This window comes from Bradyrhizobium sp. CCGB12 (assembly GCF_024199845.1).
GTDB lineage: Bacteria > Pseudomonadota > Alphaproteobacteria > Rhizobiales > Xanthobacteraceae > Bradyrhizobium.
Genome location: NZ_JANADO010000001.1, coordinates 3,903,495 through 3,915,871, shown reverse-complemented (window position 1 = coordinate 3,915,871; position 12,377 = coordinate 3,903,495). Strand labels below are relative to the sequence as shown.

9 protein-coding genes and 2 pseudogenes are annotated in these 12,377 nt (G+C 64.0%); 7 read left to right on the top strand and 4 right to left on the bottom strand.

Annotation, left to right across the window (positions count from 1 at the left end; all coding sequences use genetic code 11):
* Positions 1 to 27 precede the first annotated feature (27 nt).
* Positions 28 to 1,635, top strand: coding sequence for a benzoylformate decarboxylase (mdlC, locus tag NLM27_RS18555; protein ID WP_254144680.1), 1,608 nt, complete (start codon positions 28 to 30; stop codon positions 1,633 to 1,635).
* Here the strand turns inward: mdlC and NLM27_RS18550 are convergent.
* From NLM27_RS18550 to NLM27_RS18540, 3 genes and pseudogenes are all read right to left on the bottom strand, one after another.
* A pseudogene (locus NLM27_RS18550) lies at positions 1,632 to 1,898 on the bottom strand (hypothetical protein); the annotation flags it as partial. The gene mdlC and the pseudogene NLM27_RS18550 overlap by 4 nt on opposite strands.
* Positions 1,899 to 2,070: 172 nt before the next feature.
* A pseudogene (locus tag NLM27_RS18545) lies at positions 2,071 to 3,129 on the bottom strand (MFS transporter); the annotation flags it as partial.
* Positions 3,130 to 3,230: 101 nt separating this feature from the next.
* On the bottom strand, positions 3,231 to 4,583 hold the full coding sequence (locus tag NLM27_RS18540; RefSeq protein ID WP_254144679.1) for a glycosyltransferase: 1,353 nt from the start codon (positions 4,581 to 4,583) through the stop codon (positions 3,231 to 3,233).
* Between the two features lie 563 nt (positions 4,584 to 5,146).
* On the opposite strand from NLM27_RS18540, the gene NLM27_RS18535 reads away from it, so the two are divergent.
* The 6 genes from NLM27_RS18535 (at position 5,147) to NLM27_RS18510 (ending at position 10,794) form a co-directional block, all read left to right on the top strand.
* Positions 5,147 to 5,872, top strand: a complete 726-nt coding sequence (locus NLM27_RS18535) for a response regulator (protein WP_254144678.1) — start codon at positions 5,147 to 5,149, stop codon at positions 5,870 to 5,872.
* Between the two features lie 133 nt (positions 5,873 to 6,005).
* Positions 6,006 to 6,659 carry a DUF1127 domain-containing protein gene (locus NLM27_RS18530; protein WP_254144677.1) on the top strand — a complete coding sequence of 218 codons (654 nt, stop codon included), beginning with the start codon at positions 6,006 to 6,008 and terminating at the stop codon, positions 6,657 to 6,659.
* On the top strand, positions 6,649 to 6,879 hold the full coding sequence (locus NLM27_RS18525; RefSeq protein WP_254144676.1) for a hypothetical protein: 231 nt from the start codon (positions 6,649 to 6,651) through the stop codon (positions 6,877 to 6,879). The genes NLM27_RS18530 and NLM27_RS18525 overlap by 11 nt, the downstream gene beginning before the upstream one ends.
* Positions 6,880 to 7,011: 132 nt before the next feature.
* Positions 7,012 to 7,875: a cytochrome-c peroxidase gene (locus tag NLM27_RS18520; RefSeq protein ID WP_254144675.1), complete on the top strand. Its 864-nt coding sequence runs from the start codon at positions 7,012 to 7,014 to the stop codon at positions 7,873 to 7,875.
* On the top strand, positions 7,872 to 10,373 hold the full coding sequence (locus NLM27_RS18515) for a two-component system VirA-like sensor kinase (RefSeq protein ID WP_254144674.1): 2,502 nt from the start codon (positions 7,872 to 7,874) through the stop codon (positions 10,371 to 10,373). Before NLM27_RS18520 ends, NLM27_RS18515 begins: the two co-directional genes overlap by 4 nt.
* Positions 10,374 to 10,515: 142 nt before the next feature.
* Positions 10,516 to 10,794, top strand: coding sequence for a hypothetical protein (locus tag NLM27_RS18510; protein ID WP_254144673.1), 279 nt, complete (start codon positions 10,516 to 10,518; stop codon positions 10,792 to 10,794).
* A gap of 45 nt (positions 10,795 to 10,839) precedes the next feature.
* On the opposite strand, the gene NLM27_RS18505 is transcribed toward NLM27_RS18510, so the two are convergent.
* Positions 10,840 to 12,375, bottom strand: coding sequence for a hypothetical protein (locus NLM27_RS18505; RefSeq protein WP_254144672.1), 1,536 nt, complete (start codon positions 12,373 to 12,375; stop codon positions 10,840 to 10,842).
* Between the last annotated feature and the right edge of the window lie 2 nt (positions 12,376 to 12,377).

Sequence of the window (12,377 nt, the reverse complement as noted above, 5' to 3'; positions counted from 1 at the left end):
AAGCGAAGCACCCAAGGAAATCTGCCAATGAACTCCAAAGTCCTGACGGTTCGGGAAGCGACCCTCGGCGTGCTTCGCTCCTTTGGCGTCGATCGCGTGTTCGGCAATCCCGGCTCGACCGAGCTTGCCTTTCTCGGCGACTGGCCCGATGACATCGACTACGTCCTCGGCCTGCAGGAAGGCTGCGTGGTCGGCATGGCCGATGGCTATGCGCAGGCCACGGGGCGACCGGCCTTCGTCAACCTTCACTCGGCAGCCGGGCTCGGCCACGCGCTCGGCAATCTCTTCACCGCGTTCCGCAACAAGACGCCGATGGTCGTGACGGCGGGGCAGCAGGCACGCAGCCTGCTCAGGATGCGGCCTTATCTCTTTGCCGAAGACGCCGCGCAGTTTCCAAAGCCCTATGTGAAATGGAGCGTGGAACCCGCGCGGCCCGAGGATGTCCCGGCGGCGATTGCGCAGGCTTTCCTCACCGCCATGCAGCATCCACGCGGTCCGACCTTCGTGTCCGTGCCGTCGGACGATTGGGCGCGGCCTGCGGTCGCGCCGCCCATCCGCCACATCGCGACGGAATTTGCGCCCGATCCGGCCGCGATCGTCCGGCTCGGCGCAGCCATCGCGGCGGCCAAAAGACCTGTCTTCGTCGTCGGTCCCGACATCGATCGCAGCGGCTGTGTCGAGGCGATGGTCGCGCTGGCCGAACAGGCGAGGGCGGCCGTCTGGGCAAGCCCGATGTCGAGCCGGTCGAGCTTTCCGGAATTGCATCCGCAATTCGCAGGCTTCCTTCCGGCAGCGCCGGCAGGGCTCGCCCGCACCTTGCGCGGCGCCGATCTGATCGTCGTGGTCGGCGCGCCCGTGTTCACCTTTCACGTCGAAGGACAATGCGAATTGCTCGAGGACGGAACGCCAGTCTGGCAGATCACTGACGATCCGACCGAAGCGGCGTCGGCGGCCGTCGGCGACACCATCATCACCACGCTCCCCAAGGCGCTCGCTGCGCTTCGGTCGGCGCTGCCCGACATCGCGAAGCGCGAGGTGCCCGCCGCGCGGGCGCGGCCTGCCGATCCGGCCGCGCAAGATCCGATTCCTCCGGCCTATGCGCTGAGCCGGTTGTCGGCGCTGATGCCGCACGATGCGATTGTGGTGGAGGAGGCGCCGTCGCATCGTCCGGCCATTCAACAATTCCTGTCCCGGTCGGGCGCCGACAGTTTCTACACGATGGCGAGCGGAGGGCTCGGTTACGGCCTGCCGGCCTCCGTCGGCGTGGCGCTGGCGCGGCCCGGCCGCCGCATCGTCGCCCTGATCGGCGACGGGTCGGCGATGTACTGCATTCAGGCGATCTGGACCGCCGCGCATCGCGGACTGCCGATCACCTTCGTGATCATGAACAACTCAGGCTATGGCGCGATGCGCGCTTTCAGCCGGCTCATGCAGGCGCATCGCCCGCCCGGCATAGACTTGCCCGGGCTCGATTTCGTGGCGCTCGCCAAGGGAATGGGTTGCGTGGGACGGCGCGTCACCGATGCCGGCGATGTCGATCGCATCTTGGCGGAAGCGTTGGCCTCACACGGTCCCGCGCTGGTCGAGATCGCAGTCGACGACGCCGCGACGGACCTGTTCAGCCACCCGCGCTAGCAGGCGGTTCGCGGCGACAAGCGGGCCGATGGAAATCTGCTCGTGAAGGCTCGAGTCTTGGGTTGAAGGCTCGATCCGTCGATCACCTCGAGCCGGCCGCAGCGGTTCAGCGTGTGCAACTTCCGGCCGGGCCATGCCGCTCCGGGCTTGTTGGCGTGGCGGACGATCTGCTTAAAGGTCGTCGGGGACAGTTCGACGATTTCCGTCAGCGCAAGTGCTGCGCCTCAACCGGCGGCACAATCCTGAACCGACCGCCACAATTTGTGTGGTGCCTTCCGCCACGGTGATCTCACGTTGCGAGCGGCGTCCGGCGGAGCGGGCAAATCGCAAATATAGAGTCAGCGCCAGCAGCGTAGTCGCCGCCATCACGGCGGCCATCGACAGCGCGCTACGTCCGTCGAAGAGCAGCGCAACCAGGCCGCTGGCGATCGCGCCGGAGCTCATCTGAACGGTGCCGGCCGCGGCGCTGACCGCGCCGGCGATATCGGGCAATGGCTGCATCGTAGCATTCATGAGGTTTGGCATGCTGAGCCCGAAGGCCAGCGCAACCACCATCAGGAGCGCGGTGACGAGGGCAGGCGCGCTCAAGCCGGCCAGGGTCGTCACGAGCATCGTGCCTGAGCCAACAAACAACAACACCAGGCCAACGGTCAGCACGTCCGCGGGCGCGACGCCGCGGCGGCCGAGCCGGCCGTCGAGAAACGCGCCGATCATCACGGCTCCCGAGCAGGCGCTGAAGATCATGCCGTACTGCTGCGGCTGCAGGCCGGCGACGCTGATGAAATACAGCGAAGAGCCCGTGACATAGGCAAATACGGCAGATCCGGCGGCGGCGCCGACCAGGATGAAAGCCATTGAAACCGGGTGCGTGACGATGCGCAGATAGTCCTTGACGACGGTAGACGCCGCGATGCGGTTAGCAGCATCTATCTTCGCGCTCTCGGCCAACCCCCACATCACTGTCGGTATCAGGATGAGTCCGGCTGCGGCTTGAACTACATAGATCAGACGCCAACCCCCGATCGCGAGCAGCGCGGCACCGGCAGTTGGTGCAATCACAGTGACCACATTGATGGCAATCATGACACTGCCGATCTTCGCGCGTCCCGACGCCTCGTCGAACAAGTCGCGGATGATAGCAAAAATCGTCGTCGTACCGGCCGCGCCGATGCCCTGAATCGCGCGGCATATCAGCAGCATCGGCAGCGACTGCGCTGCCGCGCAGGCGAGGCTTGCGATCACGAGCAGCACGAGGCCGAACACGATGACGGGCTTGCGGCCAACCCGGTCGGAGATCGGTCCGTAGAGAAGCGGTGCGATCGCAAGACTCAGCATGAAGGCGCTCATCGTCAGGCCGACATGCGAGGGGCTTGCTCCGAGCGCAGCGCCGGTCGCGGCCAGCGCCGGGAGATTGATGTCGATGCCGGAATACGGCACGGCCGCGAGGAAGCCGAGCACAACCGTAAAGGCGGCGGAAGCAGGCTGGATCTTCATGGTCGTTCACATGCGACGGAGCGTGGGAAGGAGGGAAGGGGACGATCCCCTCCTTCCCCGGGCGGAGGTCAGGTGCAGAGATCAGATGACGTCAGCGCGCGTCAGCTGACCTGGCGATGTGCCTGCATCCCGCCTGTCTCCATGGTGCCGGTTCGTCGCGTCTCGTAACCATCGGCGACGAGGCGCTTGATGATCCGCAGCACTGCCGAACGGGTCCCGATGCTGGCGAACTCGTCAGCCATTCGCGAGGCACGCATGCGATAGGCCGGTCGATCGAGCACGGTGCGTACCGCCTCGCGCAACGCCTCGGGTGTCGGCTCATTGGTGGCGAGATTGATGCCGACGCCGGACCACGCCACGCGCGCATTGACGTCGGCCTTGTCCTCCGTCAGGCCCGCCGTGACCAGCGGAATGCCGAAGCTCATGGCCTGGTTGACGCTGCCATAGCCGCCATTGGTGACGAGCGCGTCGACGCGCGGCAGCAGCCATTCAAACGGCAGATAGCTCGCCAGCCGTGCATTGGACGGGATGGGGCCGGGGATGGCGTCAACCGGGCGGCCACCGGCCGTCGCGACAACGAGCACGTCAGGCTCGCTCGCGAGCGCCTCGAGCGTCGGGGCGAGAAGGAGACCAAAATTGTGATTGGCCACCGTGCCCTGGGTCACCAGCACCACCTTTTGCGAGCCGTCGAGTTCGTCAGCCCAAGGCGGCAAGGGGACCTGGTCCCGAATAATGGGCGGCGTGCCGACGAAATGGACCGTGGAAGGAAACCGCCGCGGAAATTCGAAGCTCGGCACCGACAGCTGCATGTAGGCATCGGCAAGCTCGATGACGGAATGGAACAGCGGTATCGTCACGGGCCGGACGCCGTAGGATTTCAGCACCTTGTTCAGGCTGCGCAGCACGGGCTGATCGACATTGACGTCGTACTCGTCCGCAACGACGGCGTATTGCCGGCGCTGTTCCTCCGTTGTCGCCGGCGGCAGGCCGACGAAGTTCGGCGCACCGTCATCGCGCGCCCAGTGCAGGATCGACGTCCCGCACAGAACGACGGGCGGCCGTTCCTCGCGCGGGCCGAGCAGCATCGGCAGGATGCCGAAGATCATATCATCGCCGACGATGACGTCGGCCTGAAAATGCTCCAGCGCCTCGTGGAGGCCCTGGTTCTGCGCCGGGATGGCGTCGACGAAGATGCGCTCGCAGGCGACGCGCAGCCATTCGGGTCCCGGTGCGATGGTCTTGAGCTCTGGCACCACCGAGAGCATGTCGCGCAAGTCGAAATCGGCGCCGCTGGGAAGGGCAAAGAACTTCGCCCCGCTGGCCTCGACGCGGGCGCGAAACACCGAGCCTGTCAGGAACGCGATCTCGTGGCCGTCGGCAATGAGGATGTTGGCGATCGCCAGCATCGGATTGAGATGGCCTGTCGCAGGCGTGGAAGCAAAGAGAACTTTCATGTGGTCGATCCTCTGATTGTCGAACGGCAATCTGGTGCCGGTCGATGAGCAGAGGCCAAATGTCTGCATCGCCGTTACGGGAAAACTTCGCGGCGGCTGCGAAATGGTTACGGCGGCAACGCAACGTGGCTTTGTGGCGACGCAAGCTTGCGGAATCCGCGCCATGTTACAATTGTAACCGTCGCCGGCCGCGCTGAAACGAAGCTGTAATTCGACGTGCGATCTGGAAAATCCGCATCAGGTCCCGCAGGCGCCGCGTTCGCTAAAGTAGTAGATGATGGGATCACAAGTCTTCACGTCTAGGAGATTCCGCGGAATGCGACGGAAAAATGACCTAGTTCGCGGTGAGGATCGCGAACGTTATTGTTCGTCGTCGGTACATATCTAGATACGTCGTCGGCAAATGATCGTTCGTTTCGAACGGTCGAAATCGCCGCCGGCAGATCGAGTGCCTTATTTTCCGCTTTAGCCGGAGCAGTCCATTGCCTGTCCAGACCCTGACATTGCGCGGCAAGCGGGATTGGCCTGAGGCAGGTTCCTGGGGCAAGTTTGAGAGACCAAATATGTTGGCAGACGTCGGCCATATCATCGTCGTCGATGACGACACCACCCTACGGCAAATGGTGATCAAATATCTGGAAGAGCACAACGTACCGAGCAGGGCCGCATCCACCCGGGCGGAACTGCATCGACATCTGGAAGGAGCGCAGCCCAGCTTGATCATTCTCGATCTCCGGCTGGGACAGGACGACGGTCTCGATATGCTCAGGGAAATCCGTGCGCAGTCCGATGTGCCTGTCATCATCACGACGGGGCACCGGCCCGATGAAATCGATCGCATCGTCGGTCTCGAGCTCGGCGCCGACGACTACATCATCAAGCCATTCAGCCTGAGGGAGCTGCTGGCGCGGGTCCGCGCCGTGTTGCGCCGTCAGGAGATGGGCCGGGCCGCGCGCGCTCGCGATCCGGAGCGCGGCGGCTACCGCTTCAACGGCTGGAAGCTCGAACGCCGTGGCCGAAGGCTGCTGGATGCAAACAACGAGCAGGTTCCCTTGAGCAAGGGCGAATACGCGCTGCTGCTGGCCTTTCTCGAAGCGCCGCAGCGGCCGCTGACCCGCGAGCATCTGCTGCAGGCGACCCGCGTCCATGAAGACATCTTCGACCGGAGCATCGATGTTCAGGTGTTGCGGCTGCGACGCAAGCTGGAGACCGATCCGAGTGCACCGCGGATCATCCAGACCGAGCGCGGCGTTGGTTACGTCTTCACACTCCCCGTAGAACCGTTCTAGTCGCGGCGCGAACGAGAATCCGGATTAATGAGGACGCGAAGGCCGCCGGCGATACTGCAAAGATGGCGGCGCCAGGCTGCGTCTGTAACCTTTTTCTGCGTGGCGGTGACGGTGACGTAACAGGGCAGCTTCAATGTCACTCCTGCAAAACATCGTGCAGGAGAATCTTCCCATGCTGGAACAGCAACTGTCTTCAAGCGTGAGCCGGATCGTTCAGCCGTCCCACCGCCGGAGCGGCGACATCGCGCGCGGCCTGACTCTGCCGGGGGATCGAGGCGACATGCGCGTTCGCGCCATGCGGGACATGTCGAAATACACGGCGCCGTCGGCTGTGGCGCTTTCGGAGGAGAGGGAGAGTCCGGCCATCGCTTGGTGGTGGGTGGCGCTGGCGTTTTTCATGGAAGGCTTTGCCGTTTACGGCGCGTCGCTGCATCCGATCGCGGTTTTCCCGGTCGATGAGGCGTCGGTTTCCACAAATGCGCACCTCGCTCGCAATCAGCATCCCGCTATGGCGCTCGAGCAGAGCGTCTCTCAACCTTTGAATGGTTCTAACATCATCGCGCCTGAGCTCGCAGCGTGGTCGGAGCAACGTCCGCGCGATCGCGGAAACTGGTTGGCCGGTCTCGGTGAGCAGATCGCGGCGTTGTGGACGCATTGGCGCAGGGAACAGGAGATCAGACGGGCCGTCAGGGCGCTTGCGGAATACGACGACCGGACCTTGCGGGATCTCGGCATCCAGGGCCGGGCGGACATCGAGCGGATGGTGAGGTACTGCCATGATTGCTGATGCGATATTCTGCGCAATCGCCGGATTGGACTACTACCACGCGATCGCCTGTGCGGTCATCCCACGCGGCCTGGAAGCCGGCTTGATGCTGTACGGTTGGACGAGACGACTGATCGATGCGGCGGCGCGAGCCCGCCGCATCGATCAAGAAGACTTGAAGGTTGCGGGCGAATTGTGCCGCGATGATATATTGCTGAAATGCGCGATGACGCCTAGCTGACGAGCAGTGCCCGGATCTGCCCAGACTCGTTCGTTGCGTGAATTGATGCGGTGGCGGCCTGTCGTCGCCGTCTGCGTGTTGGTCGTCAGTGGCCTCCAACCCTCGTCGGCGCCGCCACAGGTGGCGCCTCCGATGCCGCCCGCCCTGCGCGGCATGGACGAGCCGATCACGCCGATGCCGCCGGCTCCCGCGCTCGATCCGCGAAAGGTCACGCTCGGTGAGCGCCTGTTTGGCGATCTGCGTCTCTCGCGCGACAATTCGAGAAGCTGCTTGTCGTGCCACGACATCAGCGCGAATGGCGCCAGTACGAGGCGGCACGACGTCGATCTGAACGGCGCAGAGCTGCCGCTCAACACGTTGACCGTCTTCAACGCGACCCACAACTTTCGTTTCAGCTGGGAAGGAAAATATCGCAACGTCGACGCAGACGTCACGTCTTCGCTCGTTAACCCGCGGATCATGGGCAGCGATCTGGACACGATCGCGCATAAGCTCAACCACGATCCCGCGATGCGCGCCGGCTTCTTTGCCGCCTATGGCCGCGGTCCGGATGGCGACAACATCGTCGACGCCATTGTGAATTTTGAAAAGACGCTGGTGACGCCCGGCAGCAGATTCGACCGCTGGCTCGAGGGCGATGGCGCCGCGTTGAGCTCCGAGGAATTGGAAGGATATCACCAGTTCAAATCCCTGGGCTGCGTCTCGTGCCATCAGGGCGTTAATGTCGGCGGAAATCTGTTTCAGCGTCACGGCATATTTCATCCTCTGGCCGCGCCAGACCCGGCCATTCTGCGTGTGCCGAGCCTGCGCAACGTCGCGACGACGCCGCCTTACTTTCACGATGGCAGCGCACCGACACTCGATGACGCTGTTCGCCGGATGGGGCAGGCCCAATTGAACGCGACCCTGACAGATCATCAAGTGAAGGCGATCGTTGCCTTCCTCCAGAGCCTGACCGGACAATATCGCGGCTCACTGGTCGGAGGTGAACCATGAAAATCGCCCCCGCGATGATCGGCGTGGCGTTCCTGCTCGCGCTGCTGACCTGGCTTCTGCTGAACGGCCTGAATTTGAATTCGGACCGCTATGATCGCCAAACGCAGGCGCTTTCCGACTTCACCCGATTCGAGCGCGGTGTGAACCGCGAGGTGTTGACGTCACGGGCCGGCCTGTCGAAGAATTACGATGCGCTCGTCGCGATGGTGGATGCCTACGATGCAGCGCTGGTGCGGCTTCGCGAGGCTGCCGGTACGGACAGGGAGCAGAATGCCGCGATCGACATGCTGGCGGCGCGTGCCGCCAGGCAAGAGGATTTGATCGAGCAGTTCAAGAGCAAGAACGCGCTGCTCAGGAATTCCTTCACTTATTTCAGCCTGTTCAGTTCCCGTCTGTCGTCGTCGAACGACAGGCCGCTGGTGGCGGACGTCTCGGCGCTGTCCGCGGCGATGCTGCAACTGACGCTCGACACGTCCGACGTCACCGCGGGCGAGCTGCAGTCCCGGCTCGACAATCTCGAACGCCTGCAGATCACGTCCGAAGACAACGAGCTGCTGCACGCCGCCGTTGCGCACGGCCAGCTGCTGCACGACCTGCTTCCGGATGTCGACGCCATTCTGAAAGCGTTAGTCGCCGAGACCAGCAATCGCGAGCAGGATGCGGTCCATGCGCTGATCGTCAAGCGCCAGATCGCTGCCCGGCTCGCGGCGCGCAAGAACCGCTTGTTGCAGTATCTCACGTCGCTGCTGCTCCTCGGTGCTCTCGTCTATTTCGGTCTGCTGTTGCGCGCCCGCGCCAAGGCTCTGCGCCGTCGCGCCGCCTTCGAGCATGTGATCGCAAACATCTCGATGCGATTCATCGAGTCGCATCGCGATGGCCTCCGTAGTCATGTCGAGAGTGCGCTTGCGGAGCTTGCGGGCTTTATAGGTGCGGACCGGGCTTACTTCGCATGGTCGGCAACAACAACCGACAATGTCTATCGGTGGGCCCGCGAGGGTACTCGCCTCGACGCAACCTGGCCGAACCGGGCACGCGATCTGGCCCAACGGTTCGATGATCGCGAGGATGCGATCATTTACATTCCCAGGGTCCGGCCATCGCATCCCGACGATCTGGCGAACCTCCTCGACGAAGCCGGAATTCGGGGCTGGCTGTGCATTAAGACCGCGTCCGAACATGGACACGCGGCCATTCTCGGCTTCGACGCGGTAGAGGCCGCTGCGCTGAGCAAATGGGCCGAATTTGCGCTCTTCCGCACCGCCTTCGATGCGATCCGCAACGCCGTGGGACGCGTGGTCCTCGAGCAGGAGAAGGAGCGGCTCCAGGCGAGCCTGCAACAGGCTCGGCGGATGGAGACGATCGGCACCTTCGCCAGCGGCATTGCCCACAACTTCAACAATATCGTCGGGGCGATCCTCGGTTACGTCGAGCTCGCCGACACCGGCATCAAATCGGGAACCCGGCCTGCGACGAGCCTCGCCGAGATCCGCCGGGCCGGCGAGCGGGCGAGCGAGCTTGTCGGCCAGATTCTGACCTTCGGCCGGCGTAGCCAGGGACGACAGGAGCGCATCTGCATGAGGACGCTGGTGGCGGAAACCCAGGCGCTGCTTGCCGCATCGTTGCCTGCGCATGTGAAGCTCGTGGTCAGCCAGCGCGCCGAAGGCATCACCGTCTCCGGCGAGCCGGCGCAATTGCAGCAGGTCATTCTCAACCTATGCAACAACGCCGCCCAGGCAATGGAACAGCCCGGCTTCATCGACCTGCAGATCGCCGAACGGGAGGTCACGCATCCCTTGTCGATGGGGCGAACCGAGTTGCTGCGTGGACGGTTCGCCGTCATCTCGGTCTCCGATCCGGGGCCGGGAATGGACGAAGCGACGCTGGAGCGGGCGTTCGAGCCGTTCTTCACGACGCGCTCGGAAGGCAACGGTCTCGGGCTTGCGACGGTCCGGGAGATCGTCGAGCAGCACGGCGGCGCCGTGGCCGTGCGGAGCACGCTTGGCGCCGGGACGCGCTTCGACATCTGGCTGCCGTGCGGATCGCCGGACGAGCCGATATCGGTGCAGCACGCGCCGTCGCTCGCGTTGCGCGGCACTGGGGAAACCGTTCTGGTGTTCGAAGCGGACCGCAAGCGACTGCTGCGCTACGAGGAAATTCTCGCCGCGCTAGGTTACGAGCCGGTCGGATTCTCGGTGCTGGCCGAGGCCGAAGCGGCCTGCCGCGCCGCGGGGACCCGTTTCGACGTGGCGCTGGTGTGCCACGTGCCGGGAGGCTCCTCGCTCGATCTTGCCTACCTGCTGCATGATGCGGCGCCGTGTCTGCCGATCATTCTCGCAAGCCCCTCGGTGCATCACTTCGCTGCGCCTTTGCTTGCGACCGCAGGCGTCACCGAACTCGTCCATCATCCGCTGATGTCGGCCGAGCTCGCCGCGGCGCTGTCGCGATGCCTCGCAGCGTCGGCAGGCAAACGAGTGAAGCGCATAGCCACCGCCGGCTAGCGATTGCCGAACGGTGCATCACCCGTTTCACCGGTAACGCGATATTGCGGGCGCGAAGCCTTCATGTAGCTCCGTCGTTCTATCCATCGCATCAGGTTGCTCGTCTCGAAGTGACCCAACCCAATGCGATAGGAGAATGATGATGTCCAACCGATGTGGTCCGATCGTCGTCGCCGTCTTGCTTTTGTTCGGCTCTTCCACCAACGGCGCAGATGCCGAAACGATGACAGGCGCGCGGATCCGCAAGATTGCGTCCGCCGGCGACATGGCTTCGGACGAGCGATCGCGGGCGCCGATAGGTCACCGGCAGCCGCGCCCAATTGACATTCCGCTGAGCGCCGGATTGTCATCGATCGACGCCGAGCTGCGGCGCCTCGACGCTGAGGTCGACAGGAAGCTGATCATCTGCCACGGCTGCTGACCCACGGTTGCCGGTGGCGGCCGAGGGCATTTTGCTTGCCGTGCGTCAGCCGGCGGTCGACGGACTGGTTCGCGGCGACAAGCCGGCCGATGGAAATCTGCTCGTCAAGGCTCGGGTCTTCGGCTGGACACGCGATCCGTCGATCACCTCGAGCCGGCCGCAGCGGTTCAGCGTGTGCAACTTCCGGCCCGGCCATGCCGGTCCGGGCTTGATGGAGTGGCGGATGACCTGCCTGAATGTCGTCGGCGACAGTTCGACGATTTCCGCAAGCGCGAGCGCTGCGCCGTAACCGGCGGCACAATCCTGAACCGGGCGCCACAATTTGTCATCGATGGTGACAAAATTCCCTGCCGGTCGCGTGCTCGCGCGATCAATCAGGACCGGGTTGCTGGCATGGGGCAACCAGGGGCCCAGGAGACGGTCGGCGTAATAGATCGCCAGCGAGTCCGAATAGCCGCCGGTTCCGTCGCGCCAGGCGCCAAACAGATAGTGCAGGCCATTGTGTCGCGTGATCGTGACATCGGCGAGTTCGAGGCCGGACAGCAGCGTCGCGTGCCGCTCCCATTTGTCCGGAAAACGAATGCATTTGTAGAGCGCGACGTCGCCGTGGACCGAACTCTCCGGGATCATCCACAACGCGCCGTCGTTCTCGATCAGGAACGGATAGGAGAGGTGCCAGGGCTCCTCCAGCACCGGGACGACCTCGCCGACCGGTCCGGCGGCACCGAATTCGATCGCCGAAATGATTCCTTTTCCGATCCGATGATCGAGATCCTCGAAGAAGACGAAGGTTCGTCCCCGCCAGGTGATCGGGAAGGGATCGGCGTAGAAATGATTTCCGGGATCGCCGAGGACGTTCCAGGGGGGCCCGGAGAGATCTCCGGTCTGCCAGACGCCGGCGCCGTCGTTGAAGCGCCATCCGACATGCCAGTGCGGCGCATAGCAGCAGAGGCGATAGATCTCCTTGGCGATCGATACGGCAAGGCCGCGCAGGACATAGGCCGCCGGCTGCCGGCCATTGCCGCCTGCTGCGGGGCGTGTGAGTTGCGGCACGATCCGCGGCCGCTCCGAGAGGATCGCGGCCACCATGGTCAGGGTTCGCGCCATCACCGTTTCGAGCGCGCCGCTCAAGCCTGCCGCGACTTCTGCGGAAGGATGGCCGCGATCAAGCACTGTGCCATCGACCTCGTTGACGATCTCGATGACCGGCAGATCGCCGGCGAGAATGGCGGCGAGTGCGGCGTTCTCGCCTGCTGCTCCATTGAACAGCGGACGGAGATACAGCCGGGCCGAGCAGTCGGCGGGTCGCGCTGCAGTCGTGAAATCGACGATCAGGTCGACTGTGCCCGTGCGAGCCTGCGTCCGTTCCGGAATGACCTTCAGCTTGCCGGCACCGCTGTGTTTGCCCCTGTGCAGCACCATGCGTTCGAGTTCGAACAGTGCGTCGAGACCGGTGGCGCGTGGCTGCGTCGTAACCGTCCAAGCAACTTGAACAGGGACATCCCTGCCGTCGATCGACAGCGTCTCGCGGTTCATCCACCGCCGCGCATGCTCACGTTCACAGCGAAACTCGATGATCATGT

Bases quoted from the DNA above. Each gene is read 5' to 3' on its own strand.
- NLM27_RS18535 (WP_254144678.1), top strand. From the start codon at position 5,147: ATGTTGGCAGACGTCGGCCATATCATCGTCGTCGATGACGACACCACC.
- NLM27_RS18540 (WP_254144679.1), bottom strand. From the start codon at position 4,583: ATGAAAGTTCTCTTTGCTTCCACGCCTGCGACAGGCCATCTCAATCCG.
- NLM27_RS18505 (WP_254144672.1), bottom strand. From the start codon at position 12,375: ATGATCATCGAGTTTCGCTGTGAACGTGAGCATGCGCGGCGGTGGATG.
- NLM27_RS18515 (WP_254144674.1), top strand. From the start codon at position 7,872: ATGAAAATCGCCCCCGCGATGATCGGCGTGGCGTTCCTGCTCGCGCTG.
- mdlC (WP_254144680.1), top strand. From the start codon at position 28: ATGAACTCCAAAGTCCTGACGGTTCGGGAAGCGACCCTCGGCGTGCTT.
- NLM27_RS18530 (WP_254144677.1), top strand. From the start codon at position 6,006: ATGTCACTCCTGCAAAACATCGTGCAGGAGAATCTTCCCATGCTGGAA.
- NLM27_RS18525 (WP_254144676.1), top strand. From the start codon at position 6,649: ATGATTGCTGATGCGATATTCTGCGCAATCGCCGGATTGGACTACTAC.
- NLM27_RS18520 (WP_254144675.1), top strand. From the start codon at position 7,012: ATGCCGCCCGCCCTGCGCGGCATGGACGAGCCGATCACGCCGATGCCG.
- NLM27_RS18510 (WP_254144673.1), top strand. From the start codon at position 10,516: ATGTCCAACCGATGTGGTCCGATCGTCGTCGCCGTCTTGCTTTTGTTC.